The sequence below is a fragment of the Mesorhizobium sp. CO1-1-11 genome (assembly GCF_020164995.1).
Taxonomy (GTDB): domain Bacteria; phylum Pseudomonadota; class Alphaproteobacteria; order Rhizobiales; family Rhizobiaceae; genus Mesorhizobium; species Mesorhizobium australicum.
This window is the reverse complement of sequence record NZ_JAIUHE010000004.1, coordinates 102,164-125,654: the sequence shown is the minus strand read 5'-3', so window position 1 is coordinate 125,654 and position 23,491 is coordinate 102,164. Positions and strand designations below refer to the sequence as shown.

The window sequence follows — 23,491 nt, the reverse complement described above, 5'->3', positions numbered from 1 at the left end:
TGATGTAGGAAGCACTGCCCGGCTTGTCACACGAATTCGCTTGAGCCAAACGATCAGCGGAAATGATCCCTGTTAGGATTTACGCGATATCCTATTGTCGCCCGGCAGGCATTTGGCAGAAATACACGAGGGGGATTCTAATGATTGCTTATGATTTCACCGGCAGGCACGCAGTCGTCACCGGGGCCGGTGGCGGCATGGGCGAGGCGATCACGCTGGCGCTGCTCGATGCCGGCGCGTCGGTCACCGCCATCGACGTCAAGCCACGCCCGACAGCGCTCGCCGCCTATGACGACCGGCTGACCTTCGCCCAGGGCGACCTCACCGACGCCGGCTTTGTTGAACGGACCATCGGCGCTGCGGGCCGCGAACGCGGCGGTATCGACTATCTCGCCAATGTCGCAGGCGTGCTCTGGTTCGGCCGCGACAAGTCGGCTCTCGAGATGGACCTCGACGTCTGGGACCAGGTCTTCAACATCAACCTGAAATCCTTCGTGCACACGGCGCGCGCGGTTGTTCCGCAAATGCGCGCCGGCGGGCGTGGCGGCGCCATGGTGCATTTCTCGACCATCCAGTGGTATCGCGGCGATCCGAAGCCACAGGATGCCTACCAGGCGTCGAAGGCCGGCGTCTGCGCGCTGTCGAAGTCGCTGGCCATGCAGCTTGCCGGCGAGCGCATCCGCTCCAACGCCATCTGCCCGGGCATGGCGCTGACGCCGCTGCAGGCGCGCTGGGACACCGAGGAGAAGCGCGCCGCCGTTGCCGACTACACACCGCTCGGCCGCATCGGCACGCCGCAGGACATGGCCAACGCCGCGCTCTTCCTGCTTTCGGACGCGGCAAGCTACATCACCGGAATAGAGCTGGCCGTCGATGGGGGTCTCCTGATGCGGATGTAGCCCGCCCTGTCCAACGGATCGGAAAACTAACCGGTCACCTTGCCCTGGATCGCCCTGCCCCAGTCGAGCAGCGGCTTGGCGCGTAATGTAAACTCGACAAGCTCGTCGACCAGCGCCGGCGCGTGAATTTCGGTCGGATCGATGACACGCTGGACGACGAAATGCCGGTTGCGCACGGCCTCCGCGAGATCGGCGTCCGCGATCTGCTCAAAACCGCGCGGCGCCCGCTTCATGCGGCCTTCGGTTTCGAATTCAAGGCCGTTTTTCTTCAACGTTGAAAGCAGCTTGCGGAATTCGCCGGGCCGATCGGTGATCGCCCTGCGCATCGCCAGCAAGAGCGGCGGCTCAGGGTTCCACCAGGCCACGTCGGCAAAGCAGCGCTCGAGCCCGATATGCACATAGAAGACGCCCAGGCCTGTCTTGCTGCCGTCTGGTGACAGAATGGCCGAAACATGCCTGTTATAGGGACGTTTGTCCTTGGCAAAGCGGACGTCGCGATTGATGCGGAACAGCGATTTCTTGCGGTCGCCGCACAGACCAAGCCCCGCCGTTGCGAGCCGCTCCGTAAGGACCTCGACCAGATCGCCGATCGGCCCATGCAGATCGCTGTCGAAAAGCGCGCGGTTCTCCGCAAACCATTCGCGGCTCTGGTGGAAATCCAGCGCCTTGAAGAACGGAATGGCTTTCGGACCAAACCCTTTGAACGTCCCGTCCGTCACGACTTGCCGACCCGCTGCAGCCAGGTGTCCTCGTCTATGACCTCGACGCCGAGTTCGCTGGCAAGCTTGAGCTTGGAGCCAGCACCCGGTCCCGCCACCAAAAGATCGGTCTTGGCCGAAACCGAACCGGCCACCTTGGCGCCGAGACGTTCGGCCATCGCCTTGGCTTCGGAACGGGTCATCTTTTCCAGCGAACCGGTAAAGACAATCGTCTTGCCGGCGACTTCGCTGTCGGCCGAGACGGTGACGATATAGGGCTTCGGCTTGACCTGTTGCAGCAACTTCTCGAGCACCTCGTCATTGCGCTCATTGCCGAAGAAATCGCGCAGCGCATCGATCACCGTATCGCCAATGCCGTTGATCGACGGGAAGGCCGAATGCGGATCCTCCGCCGCCGCCGTCTCCTTGCCGACGCGGATAAGCTCCTCGACGGTCGAGAATGTTCGCGCAAGCACGGCGGCCGTTGTCTCGCCTATATGGCGGATGCCGAGCGCGAAGATGAAGCGGTCGAGCTCCGGCTCGCGGCGCGAATCGATGGCCGCGAACAATTTGTCGAGGCCTTCGTAATTGCGGTCCTCGACGCTGCGCACATTCTTGCGGGTCTTGCCGGATGCGGCCTCGCGTTGCCTGGCCTGCTCCTCGCGCCGCTCGGCCAGCGCCTTGGTCACGGCGGGGCGGCGCTCCCTGAGCGTGAAGATGTCGGCGGCTGTCTTGATCAAACCCGCATTGAAAAACAGGTCGATGTTCTCCGCGCCCAGGCCTTCGATATCCAGGGCGCCGCGCGACACGAAGTGGCGCAGCCCCTCCACGGCCTGCGCAGGGCAGATCAGTTCGCCCGTGCAGCGGCGGCGCGAATCCTCCTTGCCGGTCTTCTCGTTGATCTCGCGCGTCGCCGGCGAGCCGCAGATCGGGCAAGAGTGCGGGAATTCGTACGGCACGGCATCGGGCGGACGCTTGTCGATGACGACGCTGACGATCTGCGGGATGACATCGCCTGCCCGCTGGATCACCACCGTGTCGCCGATGCGCACGTCGATGCCGTCGCGGATCGGCTGGCCGGTACTGTCCAGGCCCTTGATATAATCTTCATTGTGCAGCGTGACGTTCTCCACCACCACGCCGCCGACCGTCACCGGCGCAAGCCGCGCGACCGGCGCCAGCGTGCCGGTTCGGCCGACCTGGATGTCGATCCTCTGCACGGTCGTCATCGCCTGTTCGGCCGGGAATTTGTGCGCGACGGCCCAGCGCGGCTCACCGGTGACGAAACCCCAGCGGCGCTGCAGCTCCAGCTGGTCGACCTTGTAGACGACCCCGTCTATGTCATAGCCGAGCGACGAGCGTTGCTCCTCGATCAGGTGATAATGCGCGACCAGTTCCTCGACCGATTTCGCCCGCACCATCAGCGGGCTGATCTTGAAGCCCCAATCGGCGAATCTCTGCACCGCTTCATACTGCGTTGGTGCCGGATCCGCCGTCGTGTAACCCCACGCGTAGGCAAAGAATTTGAGGTTGCGGCTGGCGGTGACGGATGGATCCTTCTGGCGCAGCGACCCGGCCGCCGTGTTGCGCGGATTGACGTAATCCTGGCCCCCCACAGCCGCCGAGCGCGCCTTGAGCGCCTCGAATTCGGCATAGGTCATATAGACCTCGCCGCGGATCTCGATGGTCTCGGGCCAGCCTGAACCCTTCAGCTTGGCGGGAATGTCGGCGATGGTCCTGAGGTTGGCGGTGATGTCCTCGCCGACAGCGCCGTCGCCGCGCGTCGCGCCTTGCACGAACACGCCCTTTTCGTAACGCAGCGAAGCCGACAGCCCGTCGATCTTCGGTTCGGCGGTGAAGGCAATGTCGAGGTCCTTGTCGCGGTCGAAGAAGCGCCGGCCGCGCTCGATGAAATCGGTGACGTCGGCGTCGGTATAGGCCTTGGCGAGGCTGAGCATCGGCACGGCATGGCGCACCTTGGTGAAGCCTTCCGCCGGGGCGGCACCCACCCTGAGCGAGGGCGAATCCTCACGCACCAGCCCGGGAAAGCGCTCCTCGATGGCAAGATTGCGCCGCCGCAGCGCGTCATACTCGGCGTCCGTGATCGTGGGCGCGTCCTCGGCATGGTAGCGCCGGTCATGACCGGCGATCTCCTCGGCAAGGCGCTGGAGTTCGGCTTCAGCCTCGCTTTCGCTGAGCGAATCGACAGGTTTTTCGGCCATGCTTTTTGTCCCTGAACGGTGGCGCGCCACAATAGAGCATGATCTTGAAAGGTGGGAACCGGTTTTCGGAAAAGATCATTCCTGAACAGCAGGATGGAGCCATATCCTGACTCGCCCCATGACGCCTGATCGTCTCATGACGCCGGATCGTCTCATGCCGCGTTTGTATTCTCGCGCAGCAGCCGCTCGGCGGCGGCGCGCGCCTCGTCGGTGATCGTGGCGCCAGCCAGCATGCGGGCGATCTCCTCCTGCCGCGCAGTCCTGTCCATCTCGGCAATTCCGGTCGCGACACGGTCGGTGCTGCCCGATTTGGAGATCAGGAAATGTGTTGCCGCGCGCGCTGCCACTTGCGGCGCATGGGTGACGGAAAGCACCTGGACGCGCTTCGACAGCCGCGCCAGCCGCTGGCCGATGGCGTCGGCGACAGCGCCGCCCACCCCGGTGTCGATTTCGTCGAAAACCAATGTCGGCGCCGAGCCACGGTCGGCCAGCGCCACCTTTAACGCAAGGAGAAAGCGCGAAAGCTCGCCGCCGGAGGCAACCTTCATCATCGGCCCGGGCCGCGTGCCAGGATTGGTGCGCACCCAGAACTCGATCTGGTCGATGCCCTCTTCCATGCGCGCCTCGGCCTCGCTCTTCATCTCGACGATAAAGGCCGCGCGTTCGAGCTTCAGCGCCGGCAGTTCGGCCATCACCGCCTTGGTCAGACCGACCGCCGCGGCATGGCGAAGCGAGGACAGCTGTGCGGCGGCGATGTCATAGGCTTCGCGCGCGGCGGCCGCCTGCTTTTCCAAGCCGTGCAGGCGTTCTTCGCCGGCGTCGAGATCGGCGAGATCGGCAACCATCGTGTCGCGCAGCTGCGCCAGGTCGTCGACGGCGACGCTGTGCTTGCGTGACGCCGCGCGCAGCGAAAACAGTCGTTCCTCGGCTTTCTCCAGCCGCTGCGGATCATACTCCGTGGCACGAAGCGCGGCCTCGACGCCCGACTGCGCCGCGTCGAGAGACAGCATGGCTTCGTCCAGCGACTTCACCACGTCCTCGAGCAGGCCGGGCGCCTCCGTCGCCTTGCGCTGCAGCCGTCTCAGCAGGCTGGCCAGTTGCGGCAAGGGCGAGGACGGGCCCGACAGCACATCCTGCGCGTCGTGAATTTCGGAAGCGATCTTCTCGGCGCGCATCATGTGGGCACGCAGCTCGGCAAGTTCGGTTTCCTCGCCCGGCTGCGGATCGAGCTTGGTCAGTTCGGCAACCGCGGCGCGCAGATAGTCGGCTTCGCGCGCGGCGGCTTCCACCTTGGCGCGATGGCGCGTCAGTTCCTGCTGGGCGGCGCGCCAGTGCCGCCATGCCTCGCCGGTCGAGCGGACGGCGCCGAGATGGCCGCCGAAAGCATCGAGCACATCGCGATGCGCGCCGGGATCGACCAAGGCGCGCTCGTCATGCTGGCCGTGAATCTCGACCAGGGCGCGGCCGACATCGCGCATCAGCGTCACGGAGGACGGCTGGTCGTTGACGAACACACGGGTCCGGCCATCCGCCGTCTGCACACGCCGCAGGATGACGTCGCCATCGTCCTCGATGGCGTTTTCGGCGAGCAGCGCGCGCACCGGATGGTTGCGCGGAACATCGAACACGGCAATGACCTGGCCCTGGGACGCGCCGTGGCGCACCAGCGAGGCATCGCCGCGCGCGCCGAGCGCCAGCGACAGGGCATCGAGCAGGATGGACTTGCCGGCGCCGGTTTCGCCGGTCAGCACGGAAAGGCCCGGCTGGAAGTCGATGTCCAGCTTTTCGATCAGGACGATATCGCGGATCGACAGTCTGGAAAGCATGAGAAACCGGACCTATTGCATGCCGCCCAAAAGTGGACCCGGTTTCGGGATAACGACAGGCACGAAAAACAAAAGGATAAAGCGGCACCCGACAGTTGGAGTCGCAGCGCCGCACTATCTTTTTGTTTGAGCTTCGGATCAATCCGAAAAAGCGCGCTGCGCGCTTCGCTCGGAGGCTCCGCGGTCAGGCGCCGGTGATCAGCTTCCCGGCCTTGGATATCCACGACCCGGCATTTTCACGCGGCGCCAACCCGTTGCTCTGCAGCAGCTTGTAGGAATCCTTGTACCACGAACTGTCGGGATAGTTGGTACCGAGCACCGCGGCCGCCGTCTGGGCCTCCGAGGTCAAGCCCAACGCGTAATAGCTTTCGGTAAGGCGCGCGAGCGCTTCCTCGACATGGCGGGTGTTGGAATAGTTTTCGACCACGGTGCGGAAGCGTTTGACGGCGGCGATGTACTCGCGGCGTTCCAGATAATAGCGGCCGATCTGCATTTCCTTGCCCGCGAGCTGGTCGTTGGCGAAGCGGATCTTTTCCTTGGCATCGTCGACATATTCCGACGTCGGCCAGCGCGTCACCAGGTCCTGCATCGTCTGCAGGGTCTGGCGTGCTTCCTTCTGGTCCTGCGTCACATCCTTGATCTGGCGATAGTAGCTCAGACCAATGATATACTGGGCATAGGCCGCGTCATCCGTGGACGGATAGAGCGCCAGGTACCGCTTCGCAGACTGGATCGCATCGTCGTAGCTGCCCTTTCGATAGTCGGCGAACGCGCCCATCACCATCGATTTGCGGGCCCATTCCGAATAGGGGTGCTGGCGGTCGACCGCGTCGAATTTCTTGCTTGCCTCGTCCAGGCGGCCGGCGTTCAGATTGGCCAGGCCCTGATTGTAGAGAACGTCGGCCGGTTCGGTCTGATCGACATAGGTCGACAGGTCGATGTCTTTTTCCGACGACATGCAAGCCGCCAGAAAGAGCGATGGAACAACCACCGAAAGCGCCAGGAAAACAGACCGCTGCGGCGCTTTCGATTGACCGACTCGCTTGAAGAACATGATTGGATTGCGCCCTTTCGGCGTTATTTTAATGCTCGTTGCATGCAGTTGTCCCAAAACTGGTCCCCACCTTTGAGCGACATGCACTAATCGACGGCAGCAGCCATAAACCATAACCGCCTTGCCCGGCAACGCTATGTCCAGCCAATCGCACATTTTTGTGGCGGCGGACCGTGGCGTGAAAATCTACGCAATTTCGCCGATGGATGATGCATTCATGCAACACCCATACCGCCATGGAATCCGAAAAAGATTAAGAAAATCAGATCATCCAGGGCGCATAGAGAGGCGCATTGACGGCGTTCATCTCGGCGGCGCGACCACGCTCGCGGCGTGTCGTCTCGACGATCTCGAAGGCGGTGCGGTCCGACAGCAGGCGCCGCAGTGCGGCGGCGTTCAGCCGATGGCCGCCGCGATAGGAGCGGAAACAACCGATGAAGCGCGCGCCGGCCAGCGCCAGGTCGCCCATGGCGTCGAGCGTCTTGTGGCGCACGAACTCATTGGGATAGCGCAGGCCGCCCATATTGATGACGCGGTTGTCGTCACCGATCACCAGGGAATTTTCCAGCGAGGATCCCAGAGCATAGCCGGCGGCCCACAGCCGCTCGACGTCCTTCATGAAGCCGAAGGTGCGGGCCCGCGCGATGTCGCGGCGGAAAATATCGGCGTTGATGTCCGATGCGAAGAGCTGACGGCCGATCGCCGGGCTTTCGAAATCGATCTCGACCTCGAAACGGGTGCCGTCATAGGGCCTGAACTCCGCCCAGGAGGCGCCGTTCTCGATGCGGACCGGCTTGACCACCCTGATATAGCGCCGCTTGACGGCCAGCGTCTCGATGCCGGCCTGGTCGATGGCTTCGACGAACGCCATGGCGCTGCCGTCGAGGATTGGAACCTCGTACCCGTCGATCTCGATGATGACATTGTCGATGCCGAGCCCGAACAGGGCGGCCATGATGTGCTCGACCGTGGCGATGTGCTCGCCCGAGGGATCGCCAAGCATGGTGCACAGGTCGGTGGCGCCGATTTCGGAAAACAGGGCGCGGAACTCACGGCCCTGCCCGTCTCCATTGAGGAGCGCGAATACGATGCCGGTATCGGCATCCGCGGGCAGGAAACTGATGGAAACTTCTTTGCCGCTGTGAACGCCGGTGCCTGTAAGCGACGCGCGCGTCTTCACTGTCGTCTGGTGGTCGTGCAAGACAATCCCCATGAGCCCGTAATGCCTAGGTCCGCTTCTCCAGCCCGAGGGCGCGGCTCTTGTTAAATCGGCAGGCAGGGCGACTTCCCCCGAATCCCGGCAAACCGACTATGGTAGGCAGCGAAGATAGTGTCCCGGCAGGGAGAGTCCAAATCACGGTTTCTTACTCTTTGTAACCGCGAACTGGAACATGTACGACGTCATAACCCGTTGATTATGCGGCATTTTAAACGTTAACAGGCAAGCAATTTCTTGCCTGCCTGTTAACAATTGTTACAGTCCGTTAACCGCTCAGTTGGCCTGGCGGCGCAGGAACGCCGGAATCTCCAGCTGATCGTCGTCCTGAGTCGCCCTGGTCTGCGGCGTCAGGCGGCCCTGATCGTCCAACTGGCCGCGCCGCGGCGCGTAAAGCTGGGCGTCCTGGCTGGCGAGGCGGCGCACTTCCGGTGCCGCCTGGCGCAGCTTGGGCTCGCGCGGCTGCGCCGGCTGCAGCCGTGCGGGCTCCTCCTCGCGGCGGGTCAGGCCATTGGTCAGGCGCTTCAGGAGGCCCATCGGGCCGCTGTTCTCGTGGTCGGCCGGGCGGCTCTTGGCGTCGACCTCGGCCTTGACGACCGGCGGAAAGTCCTCGACGCGCGGCATGCGCTGCGGCGCCATCGCCACCGGCTGCTGGACTTCACGCAGCATTTCGCGTGGCTGCGGAGCCGGCTGCATCATCTGCTGGACCACCGGCTGCACCATAGGCTGCGATTGTGCGGGCGGCGCCTGGAAGATCTTGCTCTGCGGGCGGAAATCGTCCGCATGGGCGACAGGAGCCGGACGAGCCTGTGCCATGGCCGCGGCATTGGCTTCGGCCAACTGGATGGCCTCGGCAACCGGATCGGCGGCGCGTGGTTCATACACCGTCTGCTGGACCGGCGCCGGGCGGCTTTCCACAGGGGCGACGGCCGGCCGGGCAGCCTGCTTCGGCGGTGCGGTCCGGATCGAGATCGGCGCGGCGGCGATTTCGGCCGCCGACTTGTCGATGCCGGTGGCTACCACCGAGACGCGGATGACGCCTTCGAGTTCCTCGTCGAACGTGGCGCCCAGGATGATGTTGGCGTCCTGGTCGACTTCCTCGCGGATGCGGGTCGCCGCTTCGTCGACTTCGAACAGGGTCAGGTCGCGGCCGCCGGTGATCGAGATCAGCAAGCCCTTGGCGCCCTTCATCGAGGTCTCGTCGAGCAGCGGGTTGGCGATCGCGGCTTCCGCCGCCGCCATCGCGCGGCCCTCGCCGGAAGCCTCGCCGGTGCCCATCATCGCCTTGCCCATCTCGCGCATCACCGAACGCACGTCGGCGAAGTCGAGGTTGATCAGGCCTTCCTTGACCATCAGGTCGGTGATGCAGGCTACACCGGAGTAGAGCACCTGGTCGGCCATCGCGAAGGCGTCGGCGAAGGTGGTCTTGTCATTGGCCAGCCGGAACAGGTTCTGGTTGGGGATGACGATCAAGGTGTCGACGCATTTCTGCAGCTCCTCGATGCCGAAGTCGGCCGTCTTCATGCGGCGCTGGCCTTCGAAGTGGAACGGCTTGGTGACGACGCCGACAGTGAGAATGCCCTTCTCGCGCGCTGCGCGGGCAACAACCGGAGCAGCACCCGTACCGGTGCCGCCGCCCATGCCGGCGGTGACGAAGCACATATGGGTGTTGGTGAGATGGTCGAGAATCTCGTCGATGCACTCTTCCGCCGCCGCGCGGCCGACTTCCGGCTGCGATCCGGCACCGAGCCCCTCGGTGACATGCGCGCCAAGCTGGATCAGCCGAGAGGCCTTCGACATGGTCAGCGCCTGCGCGTCGGTGTTGGCCACGACGAACTCGACACCGCGCAGTCCGGCGGTGATCATGTTGTTCACGGCATTGCCGCCGCCGCCGCCTACACCGAACACGGTGATGCGCGGCTTAAGCTCGGTGATGTCCGGCTTCTGCAGATTGATAGTCATTGTCTCCGTCCTTTGCCTTTCACGCCGCTTCGCCGCCGCGGCCGCCTATGGGGCTGTCCCCGTCAATTAGAAACTGTCTCTCAACCACTGACTCATGCGATGCAGTTTTCCACCCGTTCCGGTCATTCTGAGACCGGAAATGCCTTTCGCCGGATGGCTCTCGAAGCTCGCCATCTGCGGATAGATCAGAAGCCCGACCGCGGCCGAGAAAGCCGGGCCTTTCGCCGCTTCGGGCAGGCCCGCCACGCCGAGCGGGCGACCGATGCGTACATTGCGCCCCAGGATGCGGCGCGCCGCTTCCGGCAGGCCGGCCAGCTGGCTGGCGCCGCCGGTGAGCACGACGCGCTTGCCGACCGCATTGCCGTAACCGGACTTGTTCAACCGGTCACGCAGGAGTTCGAGCGTCTCGTCGATGCGGGCGCGCACGATGCGCGTCATCACCGAACGCGGGATCTGCAGCGGCACGTCGCCATCGTCGCCGATCGGCTGGATCGAGACCAGGTCGCGGTCGTCGGCGCTGCCCGGCAGCGCCGAGCCGTGCATCACCTTCAGCCGTTCGGCGGCGTCGAGCGAGGTCGAAAGTCCCTTGGCCATGTCGAGCGTCACATGGTTACCGCCGATGGCGATGGCGTCGCCATGGACGAACTTGCCTTCCGAAAACACCGAGATCGTCGTCGTGCCGCCGCCCATGTCGATGCAGGCGGCTCCGAGTTCCAGCTCGTCGTCGACCAGTGCCGCCAGCCCGCTGGCATAGGGCGTCGCCACCATGCGCTCGACCGACAAATGCGAGCGGTTGATGGAGAGCTCCAGATTGCGCATCGGCGCCGCATCGCCCGTCAGCACATGCATGTCGACGCCAAGCGTGTCGCCCACCATGCCGCGCGGATCGCGCACACCACGCTCGGCATCGAGCGAGAAGCCGACGGGCAGCGAATGGACCACCTCGCGCTCGGCCTTCAGCGCCTGCTTGGCACCGGCGCCGAGCACGCGCTTGATGTCGGCTTCGTCGGCCTCGTGGCCGCCAAGATTGATGGTCGCCGAGAAGCTTTCGCTCTTCAGCCGGCCGGCGGTCATGTTGACGATCAGCGAATCGACCGTCAGCCCGGCCATGCGTTCGGCGGCATCGACGGAGAGGCGAATGGCATGCTCGGCCCGGTCGAGATCGACGATGACGCCGGACTTCACGCCTTGCGATTTCTGGTGGCCGATGCCGATGACCTGGATGCGGTGCGAGCGGCCGCGCAGGAGCTTGCCGTCATCGTTCGGCTTCAGCTTGGCCACCATGCAGCAGACCTTGTTCGAGCCGACATCCAGCACCGTCAGGGTGCCCGACCGGCGCGACGAGGCATCGCCAGAACCGCCAAGCCAGCTCATATCTTCGTCTCCGGCTTGCGCTTGAGGGTTTTCGGCTTCTCGTTGAGCGCGGCTTCGCGCTGCGTCGCCGCCTGCGGCGTCAGCTCCACGACCAGCCGGTCTGTCAGGCGCATGTCGACGGCGGCGATGTCGCGCGACAACAGTCCCTTGTCATGGTCCATCTTGACGAGTTCGGCGAGCGCCTGGTCCTCGTCATCCTCGGGCAACTTGATGGTGATGCCGTTGTCCAGCTTCAGGTCCCAGCGCCGTTCGCCAACGCGGACATAGCCTTTGATGCGGCCGGCGAGGTCGGGATAGTGTTCGATCCTGGCCAGGAAATCGGGCGCCTTGGCGGGCGCGCCGGTGCCGATCAACAGCGGCAGGAGCACCTGCTTGCCGCCCGAGAACGGCGCGATGACGGCGCCATCCTTCTCGATGACGGAGAGGTCGTTGCCCTGCTGCCAGAGCGCGAAAGCCGCACGCTCCTCGACGCGCACTTCCAGCGTGTGCGGATAGACCTTGCGCACCGCGGCAACCTGGATCCACGGCAAGGTGGCGATACGCTCCCGCGCGGCCTCGGCGTCGAAGCCGATCAGCGACGTCCAGCCATCGAGTTCCAGCCTGTCGAGAATGTCGATCTCCGAAGTCTGACGGTTGCCGACCACCTTGACCTGGTCGACCGCGAAGCCGGTGCGGGCGGTGATGCTTTGAATGATCCCGTCGGCGTGACCGCCGAGGTAGGCGCCATAGGCGCCACTCGACACCAGCAGTACCGACGACATGATCGCGGCGGAGAAGCGCGGCGCCTGGAATTCACCATCGCCCAGGCGCGTCAGGATGCGTACCGGGCGGCGAAGCACGCGCGGCAGAACGAAATGGTCCAACGACAATGGCAGGCCGAACAGCGACGGCCCGGCCGCGCCCCTCACCTTACCCTGTCCCCATTTCAACGCAGACACGAAGCGTCCTCCACCATCCAACTCAACAATTCACCAAACGAATGCCCGGCATGGGCGGCAATTTCAGGCACCAGAGACGTCGGCGTCATGCCCGGCTGAGTGTTGACCTCGAGCCATACAACCTCGCCATTTTCGGAGTGACGATCGTCATAACGGAAGTCCGACCGGGAAACGCCCCGACAGCCGACAGCTTGGTGAGCCTTGAGCGCCAGTGTCTGTATTTTTTGGTAAATATTCGGTGAAACTTTTGCGGGGCATTCGTGTTTTGATCCCCCCGCGACATATTTTGAATCATAGTCGTAGAAGGAATGGCCCGTCGGGATGATCTCGCAGACGCCAAGCGCCACATCGCCCATGACGGCGCAGGTCAGCTCGCGCCCATGGATGTAGCGCTCGACCATGACGGTATCGCCATATTTCCATTCGGACGACCCGATCACCTGCGGCGGGTGCGATTGCCCCTCCGACACGATGACGACGCCAAAGCTCGACCCCTCGCTGACCGGCTTGACCACATAGGGCGGCTTCATCGGATGCTTGTTCCGGATGGAGAACCGATTGGCGACCTTCGATTCGGCAACGGGGACGCCGACCGATTTGACGATCTTCTTCGCCTGCTCCTTGTTCATGGCAAGCGCCGAGGCGAGCACGCCGGAATGGCTGTAGGGAATGCCGAGATATTCGAGGATGCCCTGGATGGTACCGTCCTCACCAAAAGGCCCATGCAGCGCATTGAAGGCGACGTCAGGCTTGAGCTCGGCAAGCACCGAGCCGACATCGCGCCCGACATCGACGCGGGTGACCTGGTAACCCTCCTGCTCCAGCGCATCGGCACAGGCCTTTCCGGAAGACAGAGACACGGGCCGCTCGGACGAGAAACCTCCCAGCAATACGGCCACATGCTTGCTTTTCATTCCCCGTCATCCCCTCTCACCGCGGACCAAAAACACAAGATTTCCGCAACATTGAGTCCGAGTCTCCCGGCAGGTTGCCCCCCCAGACGGAAAACGCTGAAACGCGTCGAACGACTCAAATCAGGAAACGCTTTAGGGCAGAGAATCAGAGAGTTGATTCACTGGCAAGCACTTATGATTCCGAGAGATTCACTTTCTGAGAAAACAGATGCGAAAACCGTGTCGCTGAGTCTTTGCAGCAACGATTTCACGGCATTTCGATCCCCTTGAAGTTCACGCATCACATGAACTTCAAGAGGCGCTAGAGAAGCTGGCCGAGGAACTCCTGGACGGCGTATCCGGAACGGAAATTGCCGATGCGCTTGATCTCCCACTGCAACCGGATGCCGGAATGCTCGAGCACCCGCGCGCGCACCGTCTCGCCGAGATATTCGAGGTCGTAGCCGGTCGCCGTTCCGGTGTTGATCATAAAGTTGCAGTGCATCGGCGACATCTGCGCACCGCCGATCATCAGCCCGCGGCAACCCGCCTTGTCGATCTCCTTCCAGGCCGACGTGCCTTCCGGATTCTTGAAGGTCGAGCCGCCCGTCTTCTCGCGGATCGGCTGCACGGTCTCGCGATGGTTCTGCACCGCATCCATCGCCGCCTTGATCACCGCCCTGTCCTCGACAAAGCCTTCGAAAACGGCCGAAGTGAAGATCAGCCCGGCGGGCGCCGCCGAATGGCGGTAGGCATAGCCCATCTCGGCATTGCTCAGCGTTTGGGCGTTGCCCGCGCGGTCGAGCGCCCGCACCTCGACGACGCGCTCGCGCGTCTCGACCCCGTTGGCGCCGGCATTCATCCTGAGCGCGCCGCCGATAGCGCCTGGAATGCCGTGATAGAAATGGAAGCCGCCAATGCCGGCCTCGAGCGCCACCGCCGCCATGCGCTTGTCTGGCGTGGCGGCACCTGCCTTGATCCTGATCGGGGAAACGACTTCGGCCTCGCCAAAGCCCTTGGCCGAAAGCCTGATGACGAAACCCGGAATGCCGCCGTCGCGGACAAGAAGGTTCGAGCCGACGCCAACGATGGTCAGGGGTATCTCTTCGGGAACGGCTCTGAGGAAGGCCGACAGATCCTCCTCGTCCGCAGGCTGGAACAGCGCCTCGGCAAGGCCGCCAGCCCGGAACCAGGTGATCTTGTCCATCTCGGCATTCGGCGTGATGCGGCCGCGCAGACCGGCTAGCCGGCCGCCAAGTCTGTCGATCAGCGCCTGGCCGTTCATCATGGGGCGGCAAGCTCCTTCGGCAGCGCATAGGCCCACTGAGTGATATTGCCGGCGCCGAGAAAGACGACAAAGTCGCCGGGCTTGGCGATGTCGCGGATGACGGGCGCGATGTCGGCCGGTCCCTCGATGTAGCGGGCGTCGCGATGGCCGCCGGCGCGGATACGCGACACCAGCGCGTCCGATGTCACGCCGTCCATCGGCTCTTCGCCGGCGGCGTAGACCGGGGCGACCATCACCGTGTCGGCATCGTTGAAGCAGGCGGAGAACTCGTTGAACAGATCATGCAACCGGGTGAAGCGGTGCGGCTGGGCAATGGCGATGACACGCCCGTTGGTGGCGCTGCGCGCCGCCTTCAGCACCGCCGAGATTTCGACCGGGTGGTGGCCGTAATCGTCGAACACGTCGACACCGTTCCAGGAACCGGTGTGGGTGAAGCGGCGCTTGACGCCGGCGAAGGACGAAAGGCCTTTCTTGATCGCCTCGGCCGACAGGCCGAGTTCGTGCGCGACCGCGATCGCGGCGGTCGCGTTGGAAACATTGTGGCGGCCGGGCATCGGCAGGCGCAGGCCCGAAATCGCCGTCTGGCCGCGCCCCTTGCGGTCGCGGATGATCACGTCGAACTCCGAGGTCGCCCCCGCCATGCGATGGTTGGTGAAGCGCACATCGGCCTGTGCGTTCTCGCCATAGGTGATGACACGCCGGTCCTCAATGCGCCCGACCAGCGCCTGCACTTCCGGGTGATCGGTGCACATCACCCCGAAGCCATAGAAAGGCACGTTCTCGACGAACTGGCGGAACGCCTCGCGCACATTGTCGAAATTGCCATAATGATCGAGATGCTCGGGATCGATGTTGGTGACGACGGCGATGTCGGCCGGCAGCTTGAGGAAGGTGCCGTCGCTCTCGTCGGCTTCGACCACCATCCACTCGCCATCGCCCATGCGGGCATTGGTGCCGTAGGCGTTGATGATGCCGCCATTGATGACGGTCGGGTCGAGCCCGCCGGCCTCCAGCAGCGTCGCCACCATCGAGGTCGTCGTGGTCTTGCCATGCGTGCCGCCGATCGCCACGGCCTGGCGGAAACGCATCAGTTCGGCCAGCATCTCCGCGCGGCGCACGATCGGCAACAGCTTTTCACGCGCCGCCTTCAGCTCCGGATTCGACTTCTTGATCGCCGTCGAGACGACGATGACCTCGGCGTCACCGAGATTCTCCGCCTTGTGGCCGACGAAGCATTCGATGCCCTTGTCGCGCAGCCGCTGCACATTGGCGCTGTCGGCCTGGTCGGACCCCTGCACCTTGTAGCCGAGATTGTGCAGCACCTCGGCGATGCCGCTCATGCCGATGCCGCCAATGCCGATGAAATGCACGAGGCCGATGGTCTGCGGCATCTTCATGGGTGCGTCCCCTTCCTGAAATCCGATACTGTTTTGCGGGACGCAATAGCCTCTGTGAGGTCGGCGAGCAACCGCGCCGCGTCGGGCCTGCCGACCGACTTGGCCGCGGCAGCCATCGTCGCCAGCCGCTCCGGTTGGTCTATCAGGGCGCCGAGCAGTGCCGCGATGCGCTCGGGCGAAAGCGAGGATTGCACATGCACCTCGCCACCGCCGGCGGCCGCAAGGGCGGCTGCATTGGCCGCCTGGTCGTGGTCGAGCGCGAAGGGATAGGGCACCAGCAGCGCCGGCCGGCCGATGACGGCGATTTCCGACACGGTCGAGGCGCCGGAACGAGAGATTACAAGATGCGCCGCCGCTATGCGCGCCGCCATGTCGGTGAAGAACGGCGAGACCTCGACGGCGACGCCGAGCGCGGCATAGGCCGCCTTCACCCGCGCCACGTCGTCCGCGCGAGCTTGTTGGGTCACGACAAGGCGCTTGCGCTGTGCGTCGGAAAGCAGCGCGATGGCCCCTGGCATGGCATCGGAAAAGAATTGTGCGCCCTGGCTGCCGCCGAACACCAGCAGGCGGAAGGGCTCATCCCCGGTCGAAGCCGCGTAAGGCGTCCTGGCCGCTTCGAGCACAGCCGGCCGGACCGGATTGCCGGTCGTCACCGTTTTGGCGCCGGCCGCGCTTTCATCCTGCGGCAGGAAGCCGCCGGCGATCGCGTCGACACGGCCGGCCAGCGCCCGGTTGGCGCGGCCCATCACCGCGTTCTGCTCGTGGATCAGCGTCGGCACCTTGCGCCGCGTCGCCGCGTAGAGCGGCGGCAAGGTCGGATAGCCGCCAAATCCAACCACGGCCTCCGGCTTGATCCTGCCGATGATGGCGGAGGCCTGACGCACGCCGCTCCAGATTTTCCAGAAGGCGCCGAGCAGGGCGAAGGGATTTTTCGAGCCTAACGTCGCCGACTGGATCGGATGGACGGCCGCCGCCGGAAAATGGGCGGCAAACCGTTCGGCCCGGGTGTCGGTCGCCAGATGCACCGCCCACCCGCGATCGAGGAGTTCATGCGCCAGCGCTTCGGCTGGAAACAGATGTCCGCCGGTTCCGCCCGCCGCGAGAAGGATAACGCCTCTGGCCATGTCACTCCGCCGGCATGGCGCGCTGCGGCAGGGTAAAGCCCATCTGCTTGCGCTTTTCCGGCCGCTTGCGCGTCAGCGCCAGCACCATCCCCATCGAGATGGCGATGGCGATCTGGGAGGAGCCGCCGTAGGAGATGAAGGGCAGCGTCATGCCCTTTGCCGGCACCAGTTGCAGGTTGACGCACATGTTGATGACGGCCTGCAGGCCGAACACGGTGACCAGACCGCCGACCGCATAACGGGTGAAGTCGTCATGCTCCTTGAGCGCCGTGTTGAGACCGCGCAGCACGATGAAGGCGAAGATCGACATGATGAAGAAGCACATGATCAGCCCGAACTCCTCGCCCGCGACCGAGAAGACGAAGTCGGCATGGCTGTCGGGGATGACCCGCTTGACCGTGCCCTCGCCCGGCCCGACGCCGAACCAGCCGCCATTGATCAGCGCATCGCGGCCCATATCGACCTGGAACGTGTCGCCTTCGCCGGTGAGGAATTTGTCGATGCGCAGCGCGACGTGCGGAAACACCGTATAGGCGGCGAAGACGCCGCCGACGCCGGCAGCGCCCAGCACGATGATCCAAAGCCATGGCAGCCCCGCCATGAAGAACATGATGCCCCAGGTGCCGGTGGTCAGCATGGTCTGACCGAGGTCCGGCTGCGCCACCAGCAGCGACACGACCAGCACCAGGAGCAGCATGGCGAACAGATTACCCGGAATGTCGGGCTGGCGCTTGTGCTCGGCGAACAGCCACGCGCACATGATGACGAAGGCCGGCTTGAGGAACTCGGACGGCTGGATGGACAGGCCGGCAAGCGACACCCAGCGGCGCGCGCCCTTCACCTCGACGCCGACATAGAGCACCGCCACCATCAGCACCAGCATCAGGCACAGCATGATCAGCGACATGCGCCGGATCTGCCTGGAATCCAGGAACGAGACCGCCAGCATCACGCCGAGCGCAGGCACGGTGAAGATGATCTGCCGGGTGGCGAAATGGAAACTGTCGAGGCCGATGCGTTCGGCCACCGCGGGACTTGCCGCGAAGGACAACACGATGCCTAGCCCCATCAGCGACAGGAACGCCGCCAGGAACCAGCGATCGATGGTCCACCACCAGGTTGCGACCGGACTTTTGTCGAGACGGCTCTGCATTATCGTGCCCCTCCGATGGGTTTGACGCCATCCATAGCGCTCGCAGCTTGCCTGAAGGCTTCGCCACGGACCTCGAAATTCTTGAACTGGTCGAAACTGGCGCAGGCCGGCGACAATAGCACTACCGCCTCGCCGCTGTCGTCCTTGGCCGCGTCATGCGCGGCATGCTCGACCGCCGCCGCCAGCGTGCCCGAGATCTCGTAGGGCACGGCCTCGCCGAGCGTCGCCGAAAAGGCAGGTGCCGCCTCGCCGATCAGGTAGGCCTTGGCGATGCGCGGGAAGAAACCGCGTAGCGGCTCGATGCCGCCTTCCTTGGGCAGGCCGCCGGCGATCCAGTAGATGCGATTGAAGCTGGACAGCGCGGGTGCCGCGGCATCGGCATTGGTCGCCTTGGAATCGTTGACGAACAGCACATGGTCCTTGCGGCCAACCTGCTCCATGCGGTGCGCCAGACCCGGGAAGCTTTCCAGCCCAGACTGGATCTCGCCAAGGTTGAGCCCGACCTTGAGGCAGGCGGCGACGGCGGCCAACGCATTTTGCGCATTGTGCTGACCACGCAGCGAGCCAATGCCTTCGAGGAAGGCTACCCGGCCGTAGCGGCCGTGCACGGCTTCCATCAGATTGGTGCCGTCGGCGAAATAGCCGTCGGTCAGCGGCAGGCGCTTGGAAATGCGGACGACCTGCCGCCCTGCCCGCTCCAGCCGATTGGCGATCTGCGCGCACCAGGAATCGTCGATGCCGATGATCGCCGTCTCGCTGCCCGCCACCAGCCGCTCCTTGATCGAAGCGTAGTGCTGCATGGTGCCGTGGCGGTCGAGATGGTCGGGCGTCAGATTGAGCAGGATGCCGGCCGTCGGATTGATCGAGGGCGCAAGGTCGATCTGGTAGGACGAGCATTCGACTACATAATGCCGGCCAGGCTTCGGCGGATCGAGCGTCATCACCGCACGGCCGATGTTGCCACCCATCTGCGTGTCGCGCCCGGAGGCTTGAAGGATATGCGCCGTCAGCGCCGTCGTCGTCGACTTGCCGTTGGTGCCGGTGATGGCGATGAAGGGAGCATCCGGCGCACGCTGCGTCCGTTCCCTGCAGAACAGCTCGATATCGCCGATGATCTCGACGCCGGCCCCGCGCGCCAATTCCACGGTCCAGTGCGGCTTGGGATGGGTCAGCGGCACGCCGGGCGACAGCACGAAGGCGGAAAAACCGGCCCAGTCGGCGCCACGCAGATCGCCGGTGGCGATGCCGGTGGCGGCCGCCTTGGCGACGCTGCCGGGATTGTCGTCCCAGGCCAGCACCTCGGCGCCGCCCTCGATCAGCGCGCGCGCCGTGGCGATCCCCGAGCCGCCGAGCCCGAAGAGCGATACACGCTTGCCTGCGAAGGATGCGGCGGGGATCAAGGGGCTGCCTATCTGAGCTTGAGGGTGGAAAGACCGACCAGCGCCAGGATGACGGCGATGATCCAGAAGCGGATCACCACCTGGCTTTCGGTCCAGCCGAGCTTTTCGAAATGATGGTGGATCGGCGCCATCAGGAACACGCGCTTGCCGGTCATCTTGAAGTAGCCGACCTGGATGATGACCGAGAGAATCTCGACCACGAACAGGCCGCCGACGATGACGAGCACGATCTCGTGCTTGGTGGCGACCGCGACCGTGCCGATCAGGCCGCCCATGGCCAGCGATCCGGTGTCGCCCATGAAGATCGCCGCGGGCGGCGCGTTGAACCACAGGAAGCCGAGGCCGGCGCCGATGACCGCGCCAAGCACGACCGCCAGTTCACCAGTGCCGGGCACGAAATGGATCTGCAGATATTCGGCGAAAACCGCGTTGCCCGAGAGATAGGCGATGACGCCGAAGGACGCCGCCGCGATCATGATCGGCACGATCGCCAGGCCGTCGAGGCCATCGGTCAGGTTCACCGCATTGCCGGCGCCGACGATGACGAAGCAGGAGAATGGAATGAAGAACCAGCCGAGGTTGATGATGAATTCCTTGGCGAAGGGGAATGTCAGCGACGACGAGAAGGGCGCCTGGCCATTGCGCATGATCGCCCAGGCGGCGATGCCGGCGATAACGAATTCCAGCGCAAGCCGCGCCTTGCCGGAGAAGCCGAGATGCGACTGCTTCGTCACCTTCAGATAGTCGTCGTAAAAGCCGATCGAGCCGAAGCCGAGTGTCACCAAAAGCACCACCCAGACATAGATGCTGGACAGGTTCGCCCATAAAAGCGACGAGCCGATGATGCCGGACAGGATCATCAGTCCGCCCATGGTCGGCGTACCTGCCTTTTTGAAATGGGTCTGCGGCCCGTCGGCGCGGATCGGTTGGCCCTTGCCTTGCCTGAGCCGCAGCGAATTGATGATGGTCGGCCCGAAGATGAAGACGATCAGGGCGGAGGTGATCAGCGCCCCGCCGGTGCGGAACGTGATGTAGCGGAAGACATTGAAGACAGAGACCTTGTCCGCGAAATCGACCAGCAGTGTGAACATGCGCTTTCGTCCCCCGACTAGGTCTGGTTGCTTGTTGTCGTTTCAGCCGGGAATTTGCCCAGCAGCGCATCGACCAGTTTTGCAAAACCGATGCCCTTCGACGATTTGATCATCACCACGTCGCCCGGCTTAAGCGCGGCGAGCAGCACCGGCTTCAACTCCTCGACGCCGGCGCGGTATTCCGTCCTGATATCGTCCGGCAGCGCTTCCGCCAGCGACCGCATTTCCGGGCCGCCGAGAAAGACCGTCCGCGTGCCGGTGCCGACGATGAGATCGGCAAGAGCGGCGTGCAGCTTGGCCGAGTGATCGCCGAGCTCGAGCATGTCGCCAAGCACGGCGATGCGCCTGCCCTCGCCCGTTACCGGCGTCGCGTTGAGCAGCGCCATCGCGGCCGCCATCGAGGCAGGATTGGCGTTGTAGCTCTCGTCGATCAGCGTGATCGAACCACCGGCCTGGCTCGAAATCGGGCCCCCGGCCCGGCCCGAAATCGGGCCACCGGGATGCCGCAGCACGTGGCGCTTGCCGCGCCCGCGCTCGGCCGAGAGATCGGCCAGCGCCAATGCAACCTTGTCGAGATCGGCGCCAACCAGATGGGCGGCGCCAAGCAACGCCAGCACGTTCTGCACCATGTGCCGGCCGGGCGCGCCGATACGGGCGATGATATCGTGGCCGCTGATCCGGGCGGCGATGTCGGAATGGTCGGCATGCAACTCGCACTTGACCAGCTTGAAGGTCGAGCGCGCATTCTCGCCGAAGCCATGGATATGCTCGACGCCGGCAGCCTGTGCCATCTTGTACAGCAGCTTGAAACGCGCATCGTCGCGGTTGAGGACGGCAGCACCATCGGGCTCCAGGCCCTCGAAAATCTCGGCCTTGGCCTTGGCGATCTCGTCCAGGTTGCGGAAGAAGCCAAGATGCGCGGCCGCGATCATGGTGACGATGGCGACATGCGGCCGCACCATCTTCACCAGTGGCCGGATCTCGTTGGGATGGTTCATGCCGATCTCGAACACGGCATAGTCGCAATCGGCGGGCATGCGCGCCAAGGTCAGCGGCACGCCCCAATGGTTGTTGAAGGACTGCGCCGAGGCATGCACCTTGCCGACGACCGAAAGCACGTGGCGCAGCGCCTCCTTGGTCGTGGTCTTGCCCGCCGAGCCGGTCACCGCGATGATCTTGGCTTGCGAGCGGGCGCGCGCCGCGACACCGAGCTTTTCCAGCGCAACCAGGACGTCGTCGACGACGATGATCGGCGCGGTCAACCGGCCAAGTGAGGGCAGCTTGCCTTCGGCCACCACCAGCACGCCGGCGCCGGCCTTGATGGCCGCGGTGACGAAGTCATGGCCGTCCATCGCCTCGCCCTTGATGGCAAAGAAAGCATCGCCCGGCTGCAGGCTGCGGCTGTCGATCGAAATGCCCGATATGCCTTCGGGCATGGGGCCGAGCGGCCGCCCGTCCGTGGCGGCAACCAGCGCTTCCGACGTCCACAGCAAGCTCATGCGGCATGCTCCCGGAGCGCGGCGCGCACTTCCTCGTGGTCGGAGAAATGCAGCGTTTCCGAGCCGATCGTCTGGCCTTCCTCATGACCCTTGCCGGCCACGATCAGCGTATCGCCGGCATGCAGCATGCCGACAGCCTCGTGGATAGCCTTGCGCCGGTCGCCGATCTCCATGGCGCCGGGCGCGGCCCCAAGAATGGCGGCGCGGATGGTTTCGGGCACTTCCGAGCGCGGATTGTCGTCGGTGACGATGACGACATCTGCAAGCCGGGTCGCGATCTCGCCCATGATCGGTCGTTTGCCACGGTCGCGGTCGCCACCACAGCCGAAGACGACCATGACACGGCCGGTGGTGAACGGACGCACCGAGGCCAGCACGTTCTCCAGCGCATCGGGCTTGTGCGCGTAATCGACATAGACCGGCGCGCCGCTCGCCGTGGTGCCGACGAGATCGAGCCGGCCCGGCGCCCCTTTCAATTTCTCCAATGCCGCCAAGGCTTTGGCGACAGGCGTTCCAGTGGAAATGGCCAGCCCCGCCGAAACCAGCGCATTCGCGATCTGGAAATCGCCGGCGAGCGGCAGGTCGATCTCGTGGATCACACCGTCGGCCTCGACCTCGGCACGCTGGCGATGACGCTCATGCTCGACCCGCTTCAGCCTGAGGAAATCGCCATGGCGGCCAACCGTCAGCACGTCGAGCCCGGCGGCCCGCGCCGCCTTTATCGTCGGTTCCGACCACGGATCGTCGGCGAAGACGATGGCGGGTGCGCCCTTCGGCAGCAGCGTGTCGAACAGGCGCAATTTGGCGCGATGATAATCCTCGATCGTCGGATGGTAATCCATGTGGTCGCGGCCGAGATTGGTGAAGCCCCCGGCCGAGAGCTTCACCCCATCGAGGCGGCGCTGGTCGAGCCCGTGGCTGGAGGCCTCCATCGAGGCGTGGGTAACGCCGGCATCGGCCAATTCCCTGAGCAACCGGTGCAGGGCGACCGGATCGGGTGTCGTCAGCGAACCATATTCGTTGCGGCCGGGCGCGACCACGCCAGTGGTGCCGATCGAGGCGGCGGCGTATCCCGCCTGCTCCCATATCTGCCTGGTGAAGGCGGCAACCGACGTCTTGCCGCTGGTGCCGGTAACCGCGACCATGGTTTGCGGCTGTTTGCCGAAGTAGCGGGCGGCGCTCAACGCCAGTGCAAGACGCGGATCATCGACCGCCAGCACCGGAACCGGCAAATCGGTAAGGGCGCTGCCTTTGCCCACGACGATCATGGCGGCGCCACGCCGGGCCGCGTCGGCGGCGTAGCTCGCGCCATCGGCCTTGGTTCCGGCAAGCGCGAAAAAGACGACGCCCGGTTTTACCTGGCGGGAATCGGACGAGATGCCGGTAACCTCCAGATCGGCGGAAGCTGTTCCTTCGACTGGCAGGATACCGGCTAGATCTTTGAGCTTCATCGAGTC

18 protein-coding genes are annotated in these 23,491 nt (G+C 64.5%); 1 reads left to right on the top strand and 17 read right to left on the bottom strand.

The window, feature by feature from the left end:
- The first annotated feature begins 140 nt into the window (after positions 1-140).
- Positions 141-899 carry an SDR family NAD(P)-dependent oxidoreductase gene (locus LB554_RS05835; protein ID WP_140615645.1) on the top strand — a complete coding sequence of 253 codons (759 nt, stop codon included), beginning with the start codon at positions 141-143 and terminating at the stop codon, positions 897-899.
- Positions 900-925: 26 nt separating this feature from the next.
- Here the strand turns inward: LB554_RS05835 and LB554_RS05830 are convergent, their stop codons facing one another.
- The 17 genes from LB554_RS05830 to LB554_RS05750 form a co-directional block, all read right to left on the bottom strand.
- A complete protein-coding gene (locus LB554_RS05830) occupies positions 926-1,618 on the bottom strand; it encodes a DUF2461 domain-containing protein (protein WP_224583509.1) in 693 nt (230 codons plus the stop codon).
- A complete protein-coding gene (ligA, locus tag LB554_RS05825) occupies positions 1,615-3,819 on the bottom strand; it encodes an NAD-dependent DNA ligase LigA (protein WP_224583507.1) in 2,205 nt (734 codons plus the stop codon). The genes LB554_RS05830 and ligA overlap by 4 nt, the downstream gene beginning before the upstream one ends.
- A gap of 152 nt (positions 3,820-3,971) precedes the next feature.
- Positions 3,972-5,645 (bottom strand): DNA repair protein RecN, encoded by a 1,674-nt coding sequence (gene recN, locus LB554_RS05820; protein ID WP_140714589.1) that lies wholly within the window; start codon positions 5,643-5,645, stop codon positions 3,972-3,974.
- Positions 5,646-5,829: 184 nt separating this feature from the next.
- Positions 5,830-6,699, bottom strand: coding sequence for an outer membrane protein assembly factor BamD (locus LB554_RS05815; protein WP_015317218.1), 870 nt, complete (start codon positions 6,697-6,699; stop codon positions 5,830-5,832).
- Positions 6,700-6,961: 262 nt separating this feature from the next.
- Positions 6,962-7,912, bottom strand: a complete 951-nt coding sequence (gene lpxC, locus LB554_RS05810; RefSeq protein WP_015317217.1) for a UDP-3-O-acyl-N-acetylglucosamine deacetylase — start codon at positions 7,910-7,912, stop codon at positions 6,962-6,964.
- Between the two features lie 279 nt (positions 7,913-8,191).
- The gene (ftsZ, locus tag LB554_RS05805; protein WP_224583504.1) at positions 8,192-9,877 is read right to left on the bottom strand and encodes a cell division protein FtsZ; all 1,686 of its coding nucleotides are present in this window, start codon (positions 9,875-9,877) and stop codon (positions 8,192-8,194) included.
- 66 nt (positions 9,878-9,943) lie between these two features.
- Entirely contained in the window at positions 9,944-11,251 is a 1,308-nt protein-coding gene (ftsA, locus tag LB554_RS05800; protein ID WP_015317215.1) for a cell division protein FtsA, read from the bottom strand.
- A complete protein-coding gene (locus tag LB554_RS05795; RefSeq protein WP_140822250.1) occupies positions 11,248-12,189 on the bottom strand; it encodes a cell division protein FtsQ/DivIB in 942 nt (313 codons plus the stop codon). Before LB554_RS05795 ends, ftsA begins: the two co-directional genes overlap by 4 nt.
- Positions 12,177-13,103, bottom strand: a complete 927-nt coding sequence (locus LB554_RS05790) for a D-alanine--D-alanine ligase (protein ID WP_224583502.1) — start codon at positions 13,101-13,103, stop codon at positions 12,177-12,179. Before LB554_RS05790 ends, LB554_RS05795 begins: the two co-directional genes overlap by 13 nt.
- Before the next feature lie 301 nt (positions 13,104-13,404).
- Positions 13,405-14,370 (bottom strand): UDP-N-acetylmuramate dehydrogenase, encoded by a 966-nt coding sequence (murB, locus tag LB554_RS05785; protein ID WP_224583500.1) that lies wholly within the window; start codon positions 14,368-14,370, stop codon positions 13,405-13,407.
- Positions 14,367-15,767 (bottom strand): UDP-N-acetylmuramate--L-alanine ligase, encoded by a 1,401-nt coding sequence (murC, locus tag LB554_RS05780; RefSeq protein WP_015317211.1) that lies wholly within the window; start codon positions 15,765-15,767, stop codon positions 14,367-14,369. The genes murB and murC overlap by 4 nt, the downstream gene beginning before the upstream one ends.
- Entirely contained in the window at positions 15,764-16,891 is a 1,128-nt protein-coding gene (murG, locus tag LB554_RS05775; protein WP_140789197.1) for an undecaprenyldiphospho-muramoylpentapeptide beta-N-acetylglucosaminyltransferase, read from the bottom strand. Before murG ends, murC begins: the two co-directional genes overlap by 4 nt.
- A gap of 1 nt (position 16,892) precedes the next feature.
- On the bottom strand, positions 16,893-18,044 hold the full coding sequence (gene ftsW / locus LB554_RS05770) for a putative lipid II flippase FtsW (RefSeq protein WP_015317209.1): 1,152 nt from the start codon (positions 18,042-18,044) through the stop codon (positions 16,893-16,895).
- On the bottom strand, positions 18,044-19,444 hold the full coding sequence (gene murD / locus LB554_RS05765) for a UDP-N-acetylmuramoyl-L-alanine--D-glutamate ligase (RefSeq protein ID WP_224583498.1): 1,401 nt from the start codon (positions 19,442-19,444) through the stop codon (positions 18,044-18,046). Before murD ends, ftsW begins: the two co-directional genes overlap by 1 nt.
- 8 nt (positions 19,445-19,452) lie before the next feature.
- Entirely contained in the window at positions 19,453-20,535 is a 1,083-nt protein-coding gene (gene mraY / locus LB554_RS05760) for a phospho-N-acetylmuramoyl-pentapeptide-transferase (RefSeq protein ID WP_224583496.1), read from the bottom strand.
- A 17-nt stretch (positions 20,536-20,552) separates the two neighbouring features.
- The gene (locus LB554_RS05755) at positions 20,553-22,034 is read right to left on the bottom strand and encodes a UDP-N-acetylmuramoylalanyl-D-glutamyl-2,6-diaminopimelate--D-alanyl-D-alanine ligase (RefSeq protein ID WP_224583494.1); all 1,482 of its coding nucleotides are present in this window, start codon (positions 22,032-22,034) and stop codon (positions 20,553-20,555) included.
- A complete protein-coding gene (locus tag LB554_RS05750; protein ID WP_224583492.1) occupies positions 22,031-23,485 on the bottom strand; it encodes a UDP-N-acetylmuramoyl-L-alanyl-D-glutamate--2,6-diaminopimelate ligase in 1,455 nt (484 codons plus the stop codon). The genes LB554_RS05755 and LB554_RS05750 overlap by 4 nt, the downstream gene beginning before the upstream one ends.
- Positions 23,486-23,491: the final 6 nt, after the last annotated feature.

Excerpts from the sequence above, each read along its gene's own strand:
- LB554_RS05755 (WP_224583494.1), bottom strand. The coding sequence starts at position 22,034 with ATGAGCTTGCTGTGGACGTCGGAAGCGCTGGTTGCCGCCACGGACGGG.
- ftsZ (WP_224583504.1), bottom strand. The coding sequence starts at position 9,877 with ATGACTATCAATCTGCAGAAGCCGGACATCACCGAGCTTAAGCCGCGC.
- LB554_RS05835 (WP_140615645.1), top strand. The coding sequence starts at position 141 with ATGATTGCTTATGATTTCACCGGCAGGCACGCAGTCGTCACCGGGGCC.
- murC (WP_015317211.1), bottom strand. The coding sequence starts at position 15,767 with ATGAAGATGCCGCAGACCATCGGCCTCGTGCATTTCATCGGCATTGGC.
- LB554_RS05790 (WP_224583502.1), bottom strand. The coding sequence starts at position 13,103 with ATGAAAAGCAAGCATGTGGCCGTATTGCTGGGAGGTTTCTCGTCCGAG.
- murG (WP_140789197.1), bottom strand. The coding sequence starts at position 16,891 with ATGGCCAGAGGCGTTATCCTTCTCGCGGCGGGCGGAACCGGCGGACAT.
- ftsW (WP_015317209.1), bottom strand. The coding sequence starts at position 18,044 with ATGCAGAGCCGTCTCGACAAAAGTCCGGTCGCAACCTGGTGGTGGACC.
- lpxC (WP_015317217.1), bottom strand. The coding sequence starts at position 7,912 with ATGGGGATTGTCTTGCACGACCACCAGACGACAGTGAAGACGCGCGCG.
- LB554_RS05750 (WP_224583492.1), bottom strand. The coding sequence starts at position 23,485 with ATGAAGCTCAAAGATCTAGCCGGTATCCTGCCAGTCGAAGGAACAGCT.
- recN (WP_140714589.1), bottom strand. The coding sequence starts at position 5,645 with ATGCTTTCCAGACTGTCGATCCGCGATATCGTCCTGATCGAAAAGCTG.
- murB (WP_224583500.1), bottom strand. The coding sequence starts at position 14,370 with ATGATGAACGGCCAGGCGCTGATCGACAGACTTGGCGGCCGGCTAGCC.
- mraY (WP_224583496.1), bottom strand. The coding sequence starts at position 20,535 with ATGTTCACACTGCTGGTCGATTTCGCGGACAAGGTCTCTGTCTTCAAT.
- ligA (WP_224583507.1), bottom strand. The coding sequence starts at position 3,819 with ATGGCCGAAAAACCTGTCGATTCGCTCAGCGAAAGCGAGGCTGAAGCC.
- LB554_RS05815 (WP_015317218.1), bottom strand. The coding sequence starts at position 6,699 with ATGTTCTTCAAGCGAGTCGGTCAATCGAAAGCGCCGCAGCGGTCTGTT.
- ftsA (WP_015317215.1), bottom strand. The coding sequence starts at position 11,251 with ATGAGCTGGCTTGGCGGTTCTGGCGATGCCTCGTCGCGCCGGTCGGGC.